Annotated in this window: 19 protein-coding genes; 8 read left to right on the plus strand and 11 right to left on the minus strand. The window is 72.5% G+C overall.

The annotated features are described in order from the left end of the window. Window positions 1-17 precede the first annotated feature (17 nt). The 6 genes from ACFYOU_RS20755 to ACFYOU_RS20780 form a co-directional block, all read right to left on the minus strand. Window positions 18-530, minus strand: coding sequence for a hypothetical protein (locus ACFYOU_RS20755; protein WP_391307396.1), 513 nt, complete (start codon window positions 528-530; stop codon window positions 18-20). Beyond that, window positions 527-1,786, minus strand: coding sequence for a hypothetical protein (locus ACFYOU_RS20760; RefSeq protein WP_391307398.1), 1,260 nt, complete (start codon window positions 1,784-1,786; stop codon window positions 527-529). The genes ACFYOU_RS20755 and ACFYOU_RS20760 overlap by 4 nt, the downstream gene beginning before the upstream one ends. Window positions 1,787-1,926: 140 nt before the next feature. Then, window positions 1,927-2,082, minus strand: a complete 156-nt coding sequence (locus tag ACFYOU_RS20765; RefSeq protein WP_391307399.1) for a hypothetical protein — start codon at window positions 2,080-2,082, stop codon at window positions 1,927-1,929. Between the two features lie 194 nt (window positions 2,083-2,276). Then, on the minus strand, window positions 2,277-3,698 hold the full coding sequence (locus ACFYOU_RS20770) for an FAD-dependent oxidoreductase (RefSeq protein WP_391307400.1): 1,422 nt from the start codon (window positions 3,696-3,698) through the stop codon (window positions 2,277-2,279). A 71-nt stretch (window positions 3,699-3,769) separates the two neighbouring features. Next, on the minus strand, window positions 3,770-4,597 hold the full coding sequence (locus tag ACFYOU_RS20775; protein WP_391307402.1) for an inositol monophosphatase family protein: 828 nt from the start codon (window positions 4,595-4,597) through the stop codon (window positions 3,770-3,772). A 156-nt stretch (window positions 4,598-4,753) separates the two neighbouring features. Then, the gene (locus tag ACFYOU_RS20780; protein ID WP_391307403.1) at window positions 4,754-5,434 is read right to left on the minus strand and encodes a DUF4232 domain-containing protein; all 681 of its coding nucleotides are present in this window, start codon (window positions 5,432-5,434) and stop codon (window positions 4,754-4,756) included. 216 nt (window positions 5,435-5,650) lie between these two features. Between ACFYOU_RS20780 and ACFYOU_RS20785 the strand changes: the two genes are divergently transcribed. Continuing rightward, window positions 5,651-6,385, plus strand: a complete 735-nt coding sequence (locus ACFYOU_RS20785) for an alpha/beta fold hydrolase (RefSeq protein ID WP_391307405.1) — start codon at window positions 5,651-5,653, stop codon at window positions 6,383-6,385. A gap of 383 nt (window positions 6,386-6,768) precedes the next feature. On the opposite strand, the gene ACFYOU_RS20790 is transcribed toward ACFYOU_RS20785, so the two are convergent. Continuing rightward, complete coding sequence (locus tag ACFYOU_RS20790; RefSeq protein WP_389763364.1) at window positions 6,769-7,515, minus strand: IclR family transcriptional regulator; 747 nt, start codon at window positions 7,513-7,515, stop codon at window positions 6,769-6,771. Between the two features lie 344 nt (window positions 7,516-7,859). Here ACFYOU_RS20790 and ACFYOU_RS20795 point away from each other — a divergent pair, with 344 nt between their 5' ends. The 7 genes from ACFYOU_RS20795 (at window position 7,860) to ACFYOU_RS20825 (ending at window position 13,865) form a co-directional block, all read left to right on the plus strand. After that, window positions 7,860-7,967 (plus strand): putative leader peptide, encoded by a 108-nt coding sequence (locus tag ACFYOU_RS20795; protein WP_389763366.1) that lies wholly within the window; start codon window positions 7,860-7,862, stop codon window positions 7,965-7,967. Window positions 7,968-8,280: 313 nt separating this feature from the next. Beyond that, window positions 8,281-9,300, plus strand: a complete 1,020-nt coding sequence (locus ACFYOU_RS20800; protein ID WP_391307407.1) for an ABC transporter substrate-binding protein — start codon at window positions 8,281-8,283, stop codon at window positions 9,298-9,300. Next, window positions 9,297-10,307: an ABC transporter substrate-binding protein gene (locus ACFYOU_RS20805; protein ID WP_391307409.1), complete on the plus strand. Its 1,011-nt coding sequence runs from the start codon at window positions 9,297-9,299 to the stop codon at window positions 10,305-10,307. The genes ACFYOU_RS20800 and ACFYOU_RS20805 overlap by 4 nt, the downstream gene beginning before the upstream one ends. Next, the gene (locus tag ACFYOU_RS20810) at window positions 10,304-11,134 is read left to right on the plus strand and encodes an ABC transporter permease (protein ID WP_389763372.1); all 831 of its coding nucleotides are present in this window, start codon (window positions 10,304-10,306) and stop codon (window positions 11,132-11,134) included. Before ACFYOU_RS20805 ends, ACFYOU_RS20810 begins: the two co-directional genes overlap by 4 nt. Continuing rightward, the gene (locus tag ACFYOU_RS20815; RefSeq protein WP_391307411.1) at window positions 11,131-11,928 is read left to right on the plus strand and encodes an ATP-binding cassette domain-containing protein; all 798 of its coding nucleotides are present in this window, start codon (window positions 11,131-11,133) and stop codon (window positions 11,926-11,928) included. The genes ACFYOU_RS20810 and ACFYOU_RS20815 overlap by 4 nt, the downstream gene beginning before the upstream one ends. Continuing rightward, window positions 11,925-12,791 carry an ABC transporter substrate-binding protein gene (locus ACFYOU_RS20820; RefSeq protein ID WP_389763376.1) on the plus strand — a complete coding sequence of 289 codons (867 nt, stop codon included), beginning with the start codon at window positions 11,925-11,927 and terminating at the stop codon, window positions 12,789-12,791. Before ACFYOU_RS20815 ends, ACFYOU_RS20820 begins: the two co-directional genes overlap by 4 nt. Before the next feature lie 3 nt (window positions 12,792-12,794). Continuing rightward, complete coding sequence (locus tag ACFYOU_RS20825) at window positions 12,795-13,865, plus strand: LLM class flavin-dependent oxidoreductase (protein ID WP_389763378.1); 1,071 nt, start codon at window positions 12,795-12,797, stop codon at window positions 13,863-13,865. 16 nt (window positions 13,866-13,881) lie between these two features. Here the strand turns inward: ACFYOU_RS20825 and ACFYOU_RS20830 are convergent, their stop codons facing one another. Genes ACFYOU_RS20830 through ACFYOU_RS20845 form a run of 4 tightly spaced genes read right to left on the minus strand, consistent with a single transcriptional unit; the run spans window position 13,882 to window position 18,447 of the window. Continuing rightward, window positions 13,882-14,883, minus strand: coding sequence for a TIGR03842 family LLM class F420-dependent oxidoreductase (locus tag ACFYOU_RS20830; RefSeq protein ID WP_389763381.1), 1,002 nt, complete (start codon window positions 14,881-14,883; stop codon window positions 13,882-13,884). Window positions 14,884-14,910: 27 nt separating this feature from the next. Beyond that, entirely contained in the window at window positions 14,911-16,311 is a 1,401-nt protein-coding gene (hydA, locus tag ACFYOU_RS20835; RefSeq protein WP_391307414.1) for a dihydropyrimidinase, read from the minus strand. 13 nt (window positions 16,312-16,324) lie between these two features. Then, window positions 16,325-17,608: an aminotransferase class III-fold pyridoxal phosphate-dependent enzyme gene (locus ACFYOU_RS20840; RefSeq protein WP_391307416.1), complete on the minus strand. Its 1,284-nt coding sequence runs from the start codon at window positions 17,606-17,608 to the stop codon at window positions 16,325-16,327. Further along, a complete protein-coding gene (locus ACFYOU_RS20845) occupies window positions 17,605-18,447 on the minus strand; it encodes a nitrilase-related carbon-nitrogen hydrolase (RefSeq protein WP_389763387.1) in 843 nt (280 codons plus the stop codon). The genes ACFYOU_RS20840 and ACFYOU_RS20845 overlap by 4 nt, the downstream gene beginning before the upstream one ends. Window positions 18,448-18,606 lie beyond the last annotated feature (159 nt).

An 18,606-nucleotide genomic window follows, 5' to 3' on the forward strand; every position in this document is an offset into this window, starting at 1 on the left:
GCCCCGGTCCTGATCGGCTACGCGGCGCGCGCCGAGCGCAACGCGGCGATGTCGGTCAGGGACAGGTTCATGCGGTCGCGGAGGAAGCGGACGATGGTCCAGTGCGCGACGGCCTCCTCCTCGAAGGGGCCGAACTCCGCGCAGTACAGCGGGATCCAGCGGAGCGCTTCCTCGATGGTCCGCTCGCGCCCGGGTTCCTCGGCGTACTCCTCGTAGCCGATGCTGCGGTGGTCGATGAAGACCCGGCCCGGCAGGCGCTCCTCGCACAACGCCCGGTACTCCCGGGTCTGGAGGATGAGGTAGTGCCATATCTCGTCTATGTGCTGTTCCACGGGCAGGAAGAGACCGGCGAGTTCCGAGCGGTAGCGGGAAACGAGGAACAGGTACCGCAGGCATTCGGTGACCTGCCGTTCGACGTCCTGCCGGGTCGTTCCTGTGTCCTTCATGAAATAGGTGACGACTTCTTCGTGCAGGGGCTCGCCGAGCAGGCTGATGAGATCTGCTTCCGTGATGCGCTGCTGCGTCTTCATCGTTCTCCCGTACGGATGAGGGGTTCCGTCACCAGCCAGGCGCACTTTCCCGAGGGGCCCACCGGAATGTGGGTGCGGTGCACGGCGTTGCAGTGCATTCCGGTCAGGTCCCCGACGAGTTTTTCCAGTGCCGACGTTTCGGACGGTTCGAGGGGGGCGTCGTCGAACGTGGTGAAGAGGAGTTGTGCGCCTTCCGGGCCTCTGGTGCGTAGCTGGTAGAGGAAGACGCGGGGTGACGCAGCGGCCACGCATTCGTCCAGGTCGCCTTGGGCCACCAGACCGGTCGGGGAATGCAGGAGCTCTTTCTCACGGCCGCAGATGCGGACGACCTTCTCCGGGTCCGGGGTCCCGTCGAGGGTGCGCACGCAGTCGCCCGAGCGGTAGCGGACCAGCGGCATGTACGGGTTGCGCACGCTCGTGACGATGAGGCTGAACAGGGTGCTCCCGGGAGCGATCGGGAGGAGTTCGAGGCTCATCCGGTCGAGGTACGGGTGGTACCGCCCGGCCCGGTCGCTGTAGTAGAGGTAGCCGAGTTCGGTGCTGCCGAACAGGTCGATCACGGGGCGTCCGAGGCGGCTTTCGAGGAAGCGCCGGACGTTCAGCGGGGTGTACTCGTAGGCCGTGATCACGGTTTCCGGTCGGGGGAACGCGTCCATGAGGTCCCACTGGACGGCTTTGCGCACCAGGTGGGCGAGGTGGTAGCCGGAGCAGTCCAGGTGGTACCAGCCCGCGGGGTGGGTGCTGCGTTCGTCCTGGATCTCGCCGACCATGCGCGCGACGTCGGCGCGGTCCCACAGGTCGGGGTCGAGCCGCTGGTTCAGGTAGACCGTGCGGTCGTCGAGGCGGCGGTCTTCGAGGCCGGGCGCGGGGTCGGGTGACGTGCCGCGCTTCCTGGCGTTGACCCGGGCCACGTGTTCCGTGGCGAGCACGGTCGTCAGGGACACCCGGCGGCACCCCTCGCGCCAGGTCCTGGCGAGGTCGGGGTGGTCGCTCCACAGCCGGTAGTAGCTCTTGAGGAGGAAGTACGGCGGCCTGATGATCTGCATGCGGGCGTGGTTGGTGCCCGTCGACAGGACGAACTCGGCTTCGCCGCGGTCCAGTGCGGTGGCCAGCCGGGGGGTCATCCAGTTCTCCGGGAACCCCTGGGCTATTTCCGGTTTCTCCAGGACGGGGAAGTGGCCGCGCGCAAAGGATTCCTGATAGATCGGAATGTCCCTGATGCAGTCGATCACCTCAGGGGCGGGCTGGCTGTCCATGTTCACCTTCGTGGGGTGCGGAACAGGGCAACAGAATGTGGCTGTCGAATGGACGGCAAGCCAGAAAGAAGCCCGGACGACGACCGGCTGCTGCCGCCCGGGTCCTCGGTTTTCACGTCAGCGCCCGAAGAGGGCCGACGTCAGGAAATACAGCCCGTCTTGGGCGCCGCGCTGATGCAGCCGCTCTTCGGCGTGGCGCTGATGCAACCGGTCTTGTCGCCGGCCGTCGCGGAGTTGAGCGCGTTCCACGCCTGCCAGTTCTCGTCCTGGGCCATCTTCTTGATGAGCTGTTCCATTTCGACCTCCCGTGGGGGGCGGACACGACCTGGCTGGGCCGTGCTTTCGATGACTGGAAGCTAGAAGTCCGCAGGTATGCGTGTCAATGGAAACTGGAATGAGAAAACACTCATGGTCATCGGGCCCCGGAAGGGGAATGTGACCTGCTCCGACAGCTTTCGGCCAGCACGGTCGGCCGGGCGGGGGCAGGGGCTCATCCGGTCGCGTTCAGTCGCCGCCAGACGGCCTTGGCGGCGTTGTGTCCGGACATGCCGTGCACGCCCGGCCCGGGCGGGGTCGCGGACGAGCAGAGGAACACGGCGGGGTGGGGGGTGCGGTACGGTCGCAGACCGGGTCGGGGGCGCAGCAGCAGTTGCAGTCCGTCGGCCGCGCCGCAGGCGATGTCCCCGCCGATGTAGTTGGCGTTGCGGGCGGCGAGTTGCGGCGGACCCGCCGTGGCGCGGGCGAGGATCCGGTCACGGAACCCGGGGGCGAACCGCTCCAACTGCCGCTCGACGGCGTCGGTGAGGTCACCGTCCCAGCCGCTGGGGACGTGCCCGTACGCCCAGAAGACGTGTTTGCCCTCGGGTGCCCGGCCCGGGTCCACGAGGGACGGCTGCGCGGTGATCAGGAAGGGCGCCTCGGGGGCGCGGCCCTCCCGGGACGCGGCGCGCAGGGCGGCACCGATCTCCGCGCTGCTCGCACCGATCTGGACGGTCCCGGCGCGGCGCGGCGCCTCGGCGGTCCAGGGCACCGGTCCGTCCAACGCGTAATCGATCTTGAAGGCGGCGGCGCCGTACCGGTAGCCGTCGTAGTAGCGGCCGAGGCCGGCGATCCGGGCCAGGGCGAGCGGGGAGGTGTCGAAGACGTAGGCGCGGGCGGGCGGCAGGTCGTCCAGCCGCTTCACCTCGAAGTCGGTGTGGATCTGACCGCCGAGGTCCTCCAGATACGCCGCGAGGGCGTCGGAGATGCTCTGGGAGCCGCCGCGGGCGAGCGGCCAGCCGGCGGTGTGCGCGGCGAGCGCGAAGACCAGGCCGACGGCGCTGGTGGCGAGGCCCTCCAGCGGGGCGATGACATGGGCGACGAGCCCGGCGAACAGGGCCTTGGCCCGGTCGTCCTTGAAGCGCCGCATCAGCCAGGTGGAGGGCGGCAGTCCGGCGAGGCCGAATCGGGCCAGGGTGATCGGGTCGCGGGGCAGCGCGGTCAGCGGCAGCGCCATGAAGTCCCGGACGAGGGTGTCCCAGCGGGCCGCGAACGGGGTGACCAGACGCCGGTAGGCGCCGGCGTCCCGGGGGCCGAAGGAGGCGGCGGTCTCGGCGACGGAGCGGGACAGCACGGCCGCCGTGCCGTCGAGGAAGGGGTGGGCCATGGGCAGCGGCGCGTGCAGCCACTCCAGCCCGTACCGCCCCAGGGGCATCGCCCCGAAGGCCGGGGAGGCGAGCCCCAGGGGGTGCACGGCCGAACAGGGGTCGTGCCGGAAGCCGGGGAGCGTCAACTCCTCGGTGCGGGCACCACCGCCCACCGTGTCCCGGGCCTCGAACACGGCTACGGAGGAGCCGCGCCGGGCCAGTTCGACGGCCGCGGTCAACCCGTTCGGCCCCGCACCCACGACGACCACGTCGAGCATCGACGGCATCTGGGGACTCCTTCGTCAGCCGTTGGCCAGGGAAGACCAGGATAGGCCCGGCCGTGCGGGCCGGACGGCGCTCAGGCGCCCGCCCGCAGCAGCTCCAGGACCCGGGTGACGGTGGCGGCGTCACGAGCCGCCGTGAAGGGCAGGGCGTTGCCGCCGGCCAGTCGGAACGGGGTGCCGTCCAAGGTGGCGTGGCCGCCACCGGCCTCCGCGACCAGCAGCAGCCCCGCCGCGTGGTCCCAGGCGTTCTCCCAGGAGAACGCGACGGCGTCCAGCGCGCCCCGGGCGATGCGGAGGTACTCCAGCCCCGCGGAGCCGCAGTCGCGCGAGGCCACTCCCCGGGTGTTCAGACCGAGCAGGGCCCGCTTCTCCTCCGGGGTGGTGTAGTCGGGGTGGGACTTGGCGACCCGGAGGTCCGCGCCGGGCTCGGGGGAACCGGCGGTCAGTCGGGCGCCGTTGAGGTGGGCGCCGCCGCCGCGGACCGCGACCGCCAACTCCCCGGCGACCGGCGCGTACGTCCACGAGGCGAGCAGTTCGCCGCGGTGCGCCAGGGCCACCAGGGTGCAGAAGCCGGGGTCGCCGTGGACGAACTGTTGGGTGCCGTCGACCGGGTCCACTATCCAGACCGGGGCGTCGCCCTGGAGCGCCTCGTACGTCGAGGGGTCTTCGGAAACGGCCTCCTCACCGACCACCACGGAGCCCGGGAGCAGGGCGGTGAGCGCGGCCGTCAGGTGCTTCTCGGCGAGTCGGTCGGCGACCGTGACCAGATCGTGCGGGCCCGCCTTCTCCACGATCTCGTCGAGGGCGAGGCGGCGGAAGCGGGGCATGATCTCGACCGCGGCGGCCTCGCGGACCGCGGCTTCCACCTGGGGGAGGTCATGGGCGAGGAATTCGTTGATCATGTGTCCATCGAAGCACGCGCCGCTGACATTCCGTACCCCGTTTCCGCACGCTGGGTGGACGCCCGGTGAACTCCGGGTGCCCGACCGACCGTCGAATTCCGGCCACGGCGGGGCGCTGGGGACGGGGCGGGACCGCGGGGGCGCGGGATTCCGGGCTCAGTGGGGGCGCCACGGGGAGACGCCGACCACGTTGCGCGGGCCCACGTCCAGGGGGTCGTCAGGGGTCACCACCACCCCGGGCGCGTCGGACCTGGCCCGGATGCGCAGGGCGGGGACGTGCTCGGCGTTGGCGCGCCACATCACGTCGGCCACCGCGCTCTCGCCGCGCTCCAGCGTGAACGCGGTGGCGGGCGCCGCGGAGGGCGCCATGGGCACGGCGTCCAGGTCGCCTACGACCCGGATGCCCGGGGGCTGCGCGCCGTGCTCGTCGACCAGTTGGACGAGGGGGTGGCCGTCGAGCGCGTACGGCTCGGAGTCGCAGTTGGTGAGGGTCACCGACATGGCCCGCAGCCCCATGGCCGCGCCCGCGTGCTCGGCCCGCAGGTGGATGCCCGGGCGGTCGCAGGGGGCGCCGCCCGGCGCCCCGTCCGGCGCTGCGGAGGTACCGTCGGTGACGTCGTCGAGGGCGCTGGGGCCGGACGGACGGCTCCCCGGCAGCGGCGCGAGGGTGCTGGGCGGCGCCGGTGGGTCGACCCGGGACCCGGGCTCCGTGGGGCGTCCGCTCGGGTGGCGCTCCCGCTCCAACTCCGCCGACAGCCCGCAGCCGGACAGCGCCACCAGGGTCAACAGGGTGACGGCCAGGCACCGAGGGGCGGATCGCCCGCGTATCGCGCTCATCCGCCCGATCATGGCACGCGCCGTGTCTTGGACGTGTCACACCTGACGGACCGCCGGCCTCCCCTCCCGCCCCGTCGCCATGCCCCTGCTGCGCACCGTCGGCGACGGCGGAGGACTCCTCGAACCCGCTTGGCCGACCGCCCCGGCCGGGCCGCATACGCTTCCCCCCACCAGCGGCTTCGTCCCCCAGCCGCCCCGACCACGAGGAGACGGCACGTGAACGCCCACGGCACCCTGCCCGACGGCCGCAGTCCCGCCCTGCTCCCCGTCCACGGACACCGTCCCCCGCAGGGGGCGACGGCCGCGGTCCTCCTCCTCCCCGGCGGCCGCGAACACTCCCTCAAGCCGCCCGCCCGCCTCGACCCGCCCGCCCTGCGGATGCGGCCCTTCGCCCTTGCCATCGCACGCGCCACCGCACGGGCCCACGTCCTCGTCGCCCGGGTCCGCTACCGCCACCGCGGATGGAACGGGGATCGCGCCGACCCCGTGGCCGACACCCACCGCGCCCTCGCCGAACTCCGCGCCCTGACCGGGCCGGTACCCGTCGTCCTCGTCGGGCACTCGATGGGTGCCCGCGCGGCGCTCCGCGCTGCGGACGACCCCCAGATCGCCGGGGTCGTCGCCCTCGCGCCCTGGTGTCCACCCGACGAACCCACCGCCCACCTCGAAGGCCGCACCGTCATCGCCCTCCACGACGAGCGTGACCGCGTCACCTCGGCGGCGGACACCTGGTCCTACCTCACCCGCGCCCAGCACGACGGCGCCCGGTCCATGGGCATCTCCATGCCCCACGGCGGCCACGCGATGATCCGCCACGCCCGCGAGTGGCACCGCACGACCGCCCGACTCGCCGCGGCCCTCGTCGGACTCGCTCCCCTTCCCTCCGCGCCGCCGTGGAACGGGCGACCCCACACCTTGCGGTCCAGCGCGCCGCAGTCGACGCGCCGCTGAGGCCGACCACCCGTCCGGGGCGCCGTCAGCACTCCTCTATGGCCGAGCTCTGGCATCATGAACTCCCCTGGGCGTGCGCCATGGTCAACGAGTGGCAAAGCCCCTCCGAAACCCCAGGTCAAAAAGGGTGCTCCCCGCACGAGCGGGGGTGGTCCGGTCCACGGGCCGAGACCCGCACGGCTGAGAGTGTGCTCCCCGCACGAGCGGGGGTGGTCCGACGCGGTCGATGATGCGGCAGGGTCGGCAGTCGTGCTCCCCGCACGAGCGGGGATGGTCCGTACCTGGTTGGCGAAATGGAGCAGGTCCTCCTGTGTTCCCCGCGTGAGCGGGGTGGTCCGCGTCCTCGCCGTCGGAGCGCGGACGGCCGGGCGCGGTCCGTGCGGTTACGGACCGACGGCGGGGCGGCGCTCGACCGGTGGGAGCAGCAGGACCTCCAGAGCCGCGGCGCAGGCCCGGGCCTGGTCGGCGAACCAGGGCAGCCGGTCATCGCTGAGCACGGCCGGGGTCGCCCGGAGCGCGAGGGCGAAGCGGGCCCGTTCGGTGTGGTCGAACACCGGCACGGCCACCGTACGGATGCCGTGCGCCGACTCGCCGTCGTTGACGGCGTGACCCCGCTCGCGCACCCGGGCGAGTTCGGTGCGCAGGGCGTCCGGGTCGACGATGGTGCGTTCCGTGAAGGCGGCCAGCCCGGGGAGCGCACCGACCGGGTCGGGATCGTCGCCCGGCCAGGCGAGCAGCACCTTGCCGAGCGCGGTGGAGTGCAGCGGTCGGCGCAGCCCGATGCCGGTGTCGTGGCGCACCGAACCGCCGACGAGGATCAACGCGTGGACGCCGTCCCGCAGGGCGAGGTCGGCGGTGGCCCCGGTGCGCGCCGCGAGGTCGGCGAGTTCGGGGACGGTGAGGTGCAGTCCGCGTTGGTGGTACGAGAGTTGGCCGAGTTCGGTGACGGCGGGACCCAGCCGGTAGCGGGCGGTGTGGGCGTCCTGTTCGAGGAATCCGGCGGCCACCAGGGTCCGGGCCAGTCGGTGGGCCGTCGAGACCGACAGGGACGTGCGGCGCGCGAGGTCCGAAGCGCTCAGCGGGGTGCCGTTGTCGCGGAAACAGTGCAGGACGCCCAGGGCCCGGCTCACAGCCTGCGATCCGGTGGGGGCGGCCGGGGTCTTCGCGGCCGGACGTCGGGACCCGCGGACGGGGTCCGACGGTGGCACGGTGGCCCCGGGCCGCCGGGGGGAGCGTGGGACGGTCGGGGCGTCATCGATTGAGCTTCCCATGATGTGGCAGCCTTCCCTGACTTGCGCGTCGGGTCAACTCGCCCTGCCCGGAGGGCCGTAGTGCCCACCGGGCCGGCGACACGTTCACGGGAGGCGCCGACGAGACCGGATGTCCCACATCGTGGGAAGTGGCTTGTCTCTGTGGCAAAGCCCGTGACAGAGTCTGCGCACCGACCCCGTCGCTCGTCGAGAGGAGTGCCGCCATGACCGTCCGCCGGACCTTCGTCACGCTGGCGCCCTCGGTCACGCCTGCGCTCAGCAGCCGTCGCCACATCGACCTGGTCCGGGTTGCCAGTTCCGGCTGTCGCTGACCCCGGACCACGGCCCCGTGCCGTACCCGCCCCGCTCGTCCACCCCGTGACGTCCACCGTGTGACGCCCACCTCGTGACGTTCGTCCCGTGACGTTCGCCGAACCGGCGCGCGCACCGGACCGGGTGGCAGTCGGCTGACCCGCGCCCCCTGCTGCGCGCCCCGCCGGCTCCCGCAAGCCCTCCGGACGCCCCGGCTCCCGGGTGCACGTCCGTCGACCCCGCCTGCACCCCCTCCCGCGACCTCTCCTGCGATCCGTCCAGCGGTCCCGGGGGTGTTCACCCCCGTTCCGTTCCTCCGGCCGAGAAGGGCCCATGACGCACTCCACGCCGCCCACCACCCTGTGGTTCACCCGCTGCCCGGTGCCCACCGCCACCGGGATCGCCGCCGATCTCGGCTGGTTGGACGACGAGTTCTCCCCCGACGGGATCACCGTCTCCTCCCTCCAGACCGTGTCCGCCGCCACCGCCCGGGACCACCACTACACCCATGCGTTGGAGGGCCTGTTCCGCGAGGGCGGCAACGTCCCCGCCCTGTGGACACGGTCGCACGGCGAACCCACCCGGCTCATCGGCCTCACCTGGATCGAGGAACGCCAAGTCGTCCTGGTGGCGGCCGACTCCCCCGTGCACGAGGCCGGGGACCTGAAGGGCAGGCGGCTCGCCGTGCCCCGGCATCCGCTGCCGATCGACTTCTGGCGGGCGATGGCGCTGCGCGGTTTCGAGGGCGCGCTGTCCGGTGCGGGGCTCACCCTCGACGACGCCGTCCCGGTCGACGTGCCCGTGGACGCCGGGGCCGACCAGTGGGCCACCGAACTGGCCGCCCTGCGCGCCGGAACCGTCGACGCGGTGTACGCCAAGGGGGCCACCGCCGTCGAGGCCGCCGCACGGTACGGGGCACGGATCGCGGTCGAGCTCGACGACCACCCCGACCGGCGCACCCGGGTCAACAACGGCACCCCGCGCCCGATCACCGTCCGGGAGAGCCTTTTGGAGGACCACCCCGAGTTGGTCGACCGGTTCCTCGCCGTCCTGGTCCGGGCCGCCGGCTGGGCCGCTGACCACCCCGACGAACTCTCCCGGGTGCTGAGTCGGGAGACCGGCGCCGGCGCCACCGGCGTGGCCGGCGCCTACCGCGCCCGGGGCCACGACGACCTGCGCATCGACCTGTCCGAGGAACGCCTCGACCTGCTCGCCCAACAGGAACACGCGCTGCGGGCCCGGGGATTCCTCGCCGGCCCCGTCGACGTACGGGACTGGGCGGCCCCCGAACCGCTCCGCCGGGCAGCCGCCCGCACCCACCGACCCACCACCACCGCAGAGGACCACCAGTGAACCCCCTGAACCGCCGGGCCGTGCGCACCGCCGCCGCCCTCGCCGCCACCGCCGCCCTGTTCCCGCTCGCCGCCTGCGGTACCGCCGAGGGCGACTCGGCGGGCGACGGGGACACCGTCGTCGTCCGCATCCCCGACCCGAAGAACTCGGGCGTCCTCGCCCTCGGCAAGAAGGACGGCAGTCTCGGCAAGGCACTCGCGAAGGTCGGGGCCAGAGTCGAGTGGACCGGCAGCAGCGGGCCGTTCGCCCCCGCCGCGCAGGCCCTCAACGCCGGACAACTCGACGTGGCCACCGGCTCCATCACCTCCGGAGTCACCGCCCTCACCCAGAAACCCGGGTTCAAGCTCTTCAGTGCCACCACCCCGGACGGCTCCGGCGAGGGCATCCTGGTCCGCAAGGACTCCGGGATCAAGACCGTCAAGGACCTCGCCGGGCGGAAGGTCGCCGTCAACCAGGGCGGCACCGGCGAGTACCTGCTCCTCAAGGCGTTGGCCCGGCACGGCGTCCCGGCGAAGGACGTCGAACGCGTCTATCTGCGCCCCGACCAGACCGCCTCCGTCTACAAGACGGGCCAGGTGGACGCCTGGGCGTCCTGGGCCGCCTACTCCGTCGCGGAACTCGGCAGCGGCGACTCCCGCTTCGTCGCCGACGGGGCCGCCGTCGGCTCGGACAACTACAGCTTCCACGCCGTGCGCACCGGCTTCGCCGAGCAGCACCCGCAGGTGGTGCGGGCCCTCTACGCGTACCTGCGCACCGGCAGCGCCGCGCAGAAGGCCGACCCGGAGAAGTACGTCAACGTCTTCACCGACCGCGGCCCGACCGCCGTGACCGGCGCGGCCAAGGAACTGCAACTCCGCATCCTGCGCGAGGGCGGCACCGTCGAGCCGATCGGGGCCGAGGACATCGAGCGCTTCGAGTCGGTGGCCCGTTTCTACCTCGACCAGAAGGTGCTCAGGCAGCCGGTCGACATCAAGCCCCACGTGCTCGACGTCGAGGCCCTGGGATGAGCACCACGAGCCCGCCCCCCGGCAAGCTGGTCGCCCCGCGACCCCGACTGCCCCGCGAGCGACCGCGGGCCGTCTCCCTCACCGTGCGCGCCCTGGGTCCGCTGCTGCTGATCGGCACCTGGTGGACCGCGTCCGCCACCGGAGTGCTCACCCCCGACGTGCTCGCCGGACCGCCCGACGTGGTGCGCGCGGTCGGCGAACTGTGGGGCAACGGCGAACTGCCCGACGCGCTCGCCGCCTCGCTGACCCGCTCCGGCACCGGACTGCTCCTGGGCCTGGTCGCCGGCGTCGTCCTCGGAGTCGTCACCGGATTCAGCCGACCCGGCGACGAACTGCTCGACTCCTCCCTCCAGGCCATGCGCACGATCCCGTTCCTCGCCCTGGTCCCGCTGTTCATGGTCTGGTTCGGGATCACCGAGACGGCGAAGATCCTGCTGATCGCCTTCGCGACGACGTTCCCCATGTACGTCAGCACCGCCGGCGGGGTACGGGGCGTCGACCGCAAGCTGTTGGAGGCGATGCGGTCCTTCGGGATGGGCCGGCTGGCCCTCGTCCGGGAGGTCGTGCTGCCCGGCGCGCTGCCGTCGCTGCTCTCCGGACTGCGACTGTCTATGACCCTCAGCGTGATCGCCCTGGTCGCCGCCGAGGAGATCAACGCCACCGCGGGCATCGGCTACTTGATGGCCCAGGCCCAGGCGTACGCCCGTACCGACGTCCTCGCGGTGTGCATCCTCGTGTACGCCCTGCTCGGGCTCACCGCCGACGGCATCGTCCGGCTGCTGGAGCGGTTCCTGATGCCGTGGCGCACGCTGGGGGCGGTCCGATGACCGACACCGCCGTCCGGGTCCGCGGACTGCGCCGGGTGTTCGGCGAGCGGGCCGTGCTCGACGGACTCGATCTGAGCATCGCCCGCGGGGAGTTCGTGGCCCTGCTCGGTGCCAGTGGCAGCGGCAAGACCACCCTGTTGCGCATCCTCGGCGCCCTCGACCGCTCCGACGGCGGACAGGTCCTGGTGCCCGAGGCACGCACCATCGTCTTCCAGGAACCCCGGCTGGTCCCGTCCAAGAAGGTGCTCGCCAACACCGTCGTGGCCATGCCGCGGGGCGCCGCCACCCGGGAGACCGGGCTACGGGCCCTGCGCGAGGTCGGGCTCGCCTCCCACGCCGACGCCTGGCCCGGCACCCTCTCCGGCGGCGAGGCCCAGCGGGTCGCCCTCGCCCGCGCCCTGGTGCGCCAACCGGAACTCCTGTTGCTGGACGAGCCGTTCGCCGCGCTCGACGCGCTGACCCGGTTGCGGATGCAGGACCTCGTGGGCGAGTTGTGCCGCCGGCACCGACCCGCCGTGCTGCTGGTCACCCATGACGTCGACGAGGCCGTCCGGCTCGCGGACCGGGTCGCGGTACTGCGCGACGGGCGCCTCGTCACCGATGCGCCGGTCGGCATCGACCACCCCCGGGACCCCGCGCACCCCGCGTTCGCGGCACTGCGCCGCCGACTCCTCGGCGACCTCGGGGTGCACCAGGACGCACCCCGGGACGCCCCTCAGGACCCACCGTCCCCCCAACCCCAATCCCGACCCCACAGCGAAGCACCCGCACCCACTGGAGCGACCCTGTCATGACCGTCACCATCGGCGTCCACGCCAACAACCCGACCCTGACCTACCTCTCCCGGCTCGACCACGCCGCGCAGGCCCTCGCGCCCCTGGGCGAGACCGTCGTCTTCCACCGCTACACCAACGGGGTCACCACGGGCGCCCTGCTGAGCGCGGGGACCTTCGACTTCGGCGGCACCGGCTCCACCCCGCCGATCAGCGCCCAGGCCGACGGCCACGACATCGTCTACACCGCCGTCTCCGCGCCCCGCCCCGAGCACGGCGCCCTCCTCGTCGCCGCCGACGGGCCGGTCCACGACCTCGCGGACCTGAAGGGCGGCACCGTCCACCTCGGCATCGGCTCCTGGCAGACGCATCTGCTCGCCAAGGCGCTGCACTCCGTCGGACTCTCCTACGGCACGGACGTCACCCCCGCCGCCGCCGGAGCGGACAGTGCACGGCTCCTCGCCGACGGCACGATCACCGGCTGGATCACCCAGGGCGCCGACCTCGCCGCCGCGCTGCGCAGCGGCCGGGCCCGGGTCCTGCGGCGCTCCGGCGACGTGATCACCGACCGCTCCGTGTTCTTCGCCCGTCGCGACTTCGCCGAGCAGCGCCCCGAGGTCGTCGCCGCCCTGGTCACCGCGCTCCAGCAGGCCGACGACTGGGCCGCCGAGCACCCCCGTGAGGCGGCCCTGATCGCCGCCGAGGAGTTGGGTGGCACCGCCGAGGACTGGGAGACCGCCCTGACCGCGCTGCCCTGGCGCGTCGAGCCGGTCACCGGGGCGTTCCTCGCGGAGCAGCAGGAGGCCGCCGACATCCTGCACGGCGCCGGTTTCCTGTCCCGCCCGGTGACCACCGCGCACGCCGTCGCGCGTACGGCGGGCTGAGCCGTGGCCTCCGAGTTCCTCTGGTACGTCATCCCCCGGGAAGGGGCCTATCCCTGGGAGCCCGAGGGGCGTCGCCCCGTGGACCTGGGGTACCTCCAACAGCTCGCCGGGACGGTGGACCGCCTCGGGTACAGCGGTGCGTTGTTGGCCACCGACCTGTACGACGTGTGGCCGCTGGGCAGTGCGCTCGCCGCGTCGACGGGTCCCGGGTTCAAGCCGTTGCTGGCCGTGCACCCCGGGCTGATCGCACCGACGCTGCTGGCCAAGATGGCGCTGACGTTCGACCACCTGTTCGGCGGCCGGCTGCGGTTCAACGTGGTCAACGGTTCCACCGCGTCCCTGCGGGAGTTCGGCCTCCACGTGGAGCACGACGAGCGGTACGCGTTGAGCGCCGAGTACTGGTCGATCGTGAAGCGGCTGACCGCGGGCGAGGTGTTCGACCACCGGGGGCAGTACTACGACCTGCGGGACGCGGGGGCGTCGCTGCGCGAGCTGCCCCCCGTCCAGGAGCCGCACGTCCCGCTGTGGTTCGGCGGTTCGTCCGCGGCCGGCATCGAGATGGCCGCCGAACACGTGGACGTGTACCTCACCTGGGCCGAGCCGCCGCACCTGCTGAAGGAGAAGCTGGACCGGGTACGGGAACGGGCCGCGGCGCACGGGCGGGTCCTGCGGATCGGGCTGCGGGTCCATCTGATCGTCCGGGACACGGAGGACGCGGCGTGGGCGGCGGCCGACCGGCTGCTGGACGTCACCAGCGAGGCCACCTACGCCCGACAGCTCGGGGTGAAGGCCACGGAGGACGGGGTCGGCTGGCAGCGTCAGTTCCGGCACGGCGGACGGGTTCCGGCCCGCGCCCGCGATCTGGAGGAGCACCGCAACATCTGGCCGGGCATGAGCCTCTTCCGGCCGGGCCCCGGTACGGCGGTCGTGGGCTCCACGGCCCAGGTGGTGGAGCGGTTGGCGGAGTACGAGTCCCTCGGCGTCGACACGTTCATCCTGTCGGGCAACCCCCTGTTGGAGGAGGCGTACCGGGTGGCGGAGACGGTCCTGCCGGCGTTGGGCGTGCGTCGCTGACGCCCGGTCGGCGGGGTCAGCCGTTGACCGCCGGGATGATCTGCTGTCCGTAGGTGTCGATGACGTGTTCCCGGGCGTCGTGCATGGCGTAGACGGCGAACTGGTCCACGCCGAGGTCGCGCAGGGTGCGGAGTTTCGCGATGTGGGCCTGCGCGGGGCCCAGCAGGCAGAAGCGGTCGACGATCTCGTCCGGGACGAAGTCGGCGGACGGGTTCCCGGCCCGGCCGTGGTGCCCGTAGTCGTAGCCGTGGCGGGACTTGACGTACGAGGTCAGTTCCTCGGGGACCAGCGAGGAGTGTTCGCCGTAGCGGGCGACCAGGTCGGCGACGTGGTTGCCGACCATCCCGCCGAACCACCGGCACTGGTCGCGCGCATGGGCGAGGTCGTCGCCCACGTAGGCGGGGGCCGCGACGCAGATGGTGATCGCGTCCGGGTCGCGTCCGGCGGTCGCGGCGGCCTCGCGGACCGACTTGACCATCCACTCGGTGAGGTAGGGGTCCGCGAGCTGGAGGATGAACCCGTCCGCCTTGCGGCCGGCCAGGGCCAGGGCCTTGGGTCCGTACGCGGCCATCCAGACCGGCAGGGCGCCGTCGCGGATCCAGGGGATGCGGATCGGGTGGCCGTCGATCCGCGCCTCGCGCCCCTCGGCGAGGTCGCGGATGACGTCGATGGCCTCGCCGAGGCGGGCCAGGGTGTTGGGCGGCCTGCCGACCACCCGCATCGCGGAGTCCCCGCGGCCGATGCCGCACACCGTGCGGTTGCCGTACATGTCGTTGAGGGTGGCGAAGGTGGAGGCGGTCACCTCCCAGGTGCGGGTGGACGGGTTGGTGACCATCGGGCCCACCCGGAGTTGCTGCGTGTGGGCCAGGACGCGGCTGTGGATGACGAAGGGCTCCTGCCAGAGCACCGCCGAGTCGAAGGTCCAGCCGTAGCGGAAGCCGTTGCGCTCCGCGCGCTGCATGAGGCTGACGACCCGGGAGGCGGGCGGGTCGGTCTGGAGGACGAGGCCGAAGTCCACGGGGCGGCTCCTTGCTGCGTGCGGGGCTTACAGGTACTGGCAGGTGGAGCGGGGGACGAAGGTCCCGTGGCCGGCCCGGCCGGTGTACTCGCGGCGGTCGAGCACGAGGTGGCCGCGGGAGAGCACGGTGTCGACGCGCCCGGTGATCCGTCGGCCCTCGTACGCCGAGTAGTCCACGTTCATGTGGTGCGTCCCGGCGGAGAGGGTCTGTTCGGCGTGCGGGTCGTAGAGCACGATGTCGGCGTCCGAGCCCGGCGCGATCGTGCCCTTCTGGGGGTAGAGGCCGAACATCCGGGCCGGGCTCGCGCAGGCGATCTCGATCCAGCGGCGGCGGCTGAGGTGCCCGTCCAGCACCGCCTGGTGGAGCAGGTCCATCCGGTTCTCCACCCCCGGTAGCCCGTTGGGGATCTTGGAGAAGTCCCCGCGGCCCAGTTCCTTCTGGCCGCGGAAGCAGAACGGGCAGTGGTCGGTGGAGACCACCTGGAGGGCGTTGGTCCGCAGTCCCCGCCACAGCGCCGCCTGGTGCTCCGCGGGCCGCAGCGGGGTGGAGCAGACGTACTTGGCGCCCTGGAAGTCCGGCTGCGCGAGGTCGTCGGTGGACAGGAACAGGTACTGCGGGCACGTCTCGCCGAAGACCGGCAGGTCCCGGGCGCGGGCGGCGGCCACTTCGGCCAGCGCCTCCTGCGCGGAGACGTGCACGACGTACAGCGGGGCGCCGGCGACCCGGGCGAGCTGGATCGCCCGGTGGGTGGCCTCGGCCTCCAACAGCACCTTGCGGACCTCGCCGTGGTACCGGGGCTCGGTGTGCCCGCGGGCCAGGGCCTGTTCGACCAGGACGTCGATCGCGAGGCCGTTCTCCGCGTGCATCATGATCAGCCCGCCGTTGCCGGAGGCCCGTTGCATGGCGCGCAGGATCTGCCCGTCGTCCGAGTAGAAGACCCCCGGGTAGGCCATGAACAACTTGAACGAACTGACCCCCTCCGCGACGAGTCGGTCCATCTCCCGCAGGGTGTGCTCGTTGACGTCCGAGACGATCAGGTGGAACGCGTAGTCGATCGCGCAGTTCCCGTCGGCCTTCGCGAACCAGGCGTCCAGGCCCGCCCGCAGCGACCGTCCGGGCGACTGCACCGCGAAGTCGACGATCGTCGTCGTCCCGCCCCAGGCGGCGGCCCGCGTCCCGGTCTCGAAGGTGTCGGACGCGGCGGTGCCGCCGAACGGCAGTTCCATGTGGGTGTGGGCGTCGACGCCGCCCGGGATCACGTACCGGTCGCGGGCGTCGATGACCCGGTCGGCGGTCCAGGAGCGGGCGGTGTCCGTGAGGTGGCCGGCGAGCGCGGCGACCTGGCCGTTCTCGATCAGGACGTCCGCGTGGACCTCGTCGGTCGCGGTGACGACCAGTCCGCCCTGGATCAGGGTGCGGGTGCTCATGGTGCGCTCCGTTTCAGCGGGCGTGCAGGGCGGCTTCCAGGATCGCGGCGCCCTCTTCGGCCTCGGCCACCGTCAGGGACAGCGGCGGGGCGATCCGCAGCACGCTGGTGGCGTGGCCGCCGCCCTTGCCGATCAGCAGGCCGCCCTCCCGGGCCGCTTCGAGGACCCTGGACGTGGCGTCCGGGTCGGCCTCGTCGGTGCCCGGCCGGACCAGTTCCACCCCGATCATCAGCCCCCGCCCCCGCACCTCCCGGACCGCGGGCACCCGGGCGGCTGCGGCCCGCAGCCGTTCGAGCAGCAGTCCGCCGACCCGGCGGGCGTTGCCCGGGAGGTCGTGGTCGAGGAGGTGGCCGAGGTTGGCCAGGCCCGCGGCCATGGTGACGGGCGAACCGCCGAAGGTGGAGATGGAGTTCGCGTCCAGACAGTTCATGACCTCCGCACGGGCGACGACACCGCCGATGGACATGCCGTTGCCGATGCCCTTGGCGAAGGTGAGCAGGTCCGGCGGGCCGTTGGCGCCGTGGGCCTGCCAGCCCCAGAAGTGGTCGCCGGTGCGGCCCCAACCCGTCTGCACCTCGTCGCTGATCCACAGGATGCCGTGCCGGTCCAGCACCTCGCGGAAGGCCGCGTACAGCCCGTCGGGGGGCGAGGTGAAACCGCCGACGCCCTGCACGGGTTCGGCGATGAGCGCGGCGACGGACCCGGAGACCTGACCGAGCAGGTCTTCCAGGTCGGCGACGCACGCCGCGGTGAACTCGACGTCGGACAGGTGCGCGTACGGGCCGCGGGTGCGGACGCCGCCGTGCACGTAGAGGGTCCGGAGGGGGGACAGGCCCGTCGGGGACCAGGCGCGGTTGCCCGTGACGCCGACCGTGCTGAACGAACGGCCGTGGTAGCCGTTGCGCATCGCCAGGACCTGGTGGGAGCGCCGGTACGCGGTGGCCAGCAGCAGGGCCGTGTCATTGGCCTCCGTGCCGGAGGTGGTGAAGAACACCCGTGCGTCGGGGATGCCCGAGAGCACCGCCACGCGTTCGGCGAGTTCGACCATCGGCCGGTCGAGGTACAGGGTCGAGGAGTGCAGGAGCCGCCCGGCCTGTTCCGCGACGGCCCGGGTGACCGCGGGCAGTGCGTGCGCAGTCATCGTGGTCAGGATGCCGCCGAAGAAGTCGAGGTACCGCGTGCCGTCGGCGTCCCAGACGTGCCGGCCCTCGCCCCGGACCAACTCGATCGGCTGACGGTAGTAGAGGGCCAGCCAGTCCGGTAGGACGGCCCGGTGCCGGGCGTGCAGACCGCTCACGGCCGCACCAGCCCCTCGTACGCGTCGGGCCGGCGGTCCCGGTAGAACGCCCACTGCGTGCGGACCTCGTCGATGAGTCCGAAGTCGAGGTCCCGCACGAGCAGTTCCTCCGCGTCGTCCGCCGCGGGTTCGCCGACGAACTGACCGCGCGGATCCACGAAGTAGCTGGTCCCGTAGAAGTCGTTGGTGCCGTACTCCTCGCGGCCGACGCGGTTGATCGCGGCGACGAAGTACTCGTTGGCGACGGCCGCGGCGGGCTGTTCCAGCTGCCACAGGTAGGCCGACAGTCCGCGCGAGGTGGCGGACGGGTTGTACACGAGCTGCGCCCCGTTCAGCCCGAGTTCGCGCCAGCCCTCCGGGAAGTGCCGGTCGTAGCAGATGTACACGCCGATCCGACCGGCGGCCGTGTCGAAGACGGGCCAGCCCAGGTTGCCCGGCTTGAAGTAGTACTTCTCCCAGAACCCCTTGACCTGCGGGATGTGGTGCTTGCGGTACTTGCCGAGGTAGCGGCCGTCGGCGTCGATCACGGCGGCGGTGTTGTAGTAGAGGCCGGGCCCCTCGATCTCGAAGACCGGGACGACGACCACCAGGCCCAGTTCGGCGGCGAGCGCCGTCATCCGGGTGACCGTGGGTCCGTCCGGCACCGGCTCCGCCCACCGGTAGTGCTCGGGCTCCTGGACCTGGCAGAAGTACGGGGCGTTGAAGACCTCCTGGAAGCCGATGACCTGCGCCCCCTGCCGGGCGGCCGCGCGGGCGTGCTCCTCATGCTTGGCGATCATGGATTCGGTGTCGCCGGTCCAGGTGGCCTGGACGAGTGCGGCGCGGACGACGGCGGCCATGGGCTGCTCCTTCGACGGGACGTCAGAGAGCCTCTACGCCTGCACAAACGGGACGTAGGGGGACGAACGTAAGCCCGTCGATCGGGTGGAGCAAGGCCATCGCCGCGAACCGGCCGAGTCGACCGCGATTCGCACCCGGGTGGGCGAGACCCCCGCGCC

It is taken from the genome of Streptomyces sp. NPDC005955 (assembly GCF_042871255.1).
GTDB lineage: Bacteria > Actinomycetota > Actinomycetes > Streptomycetales > Streptomycetaceae > Streptomyces.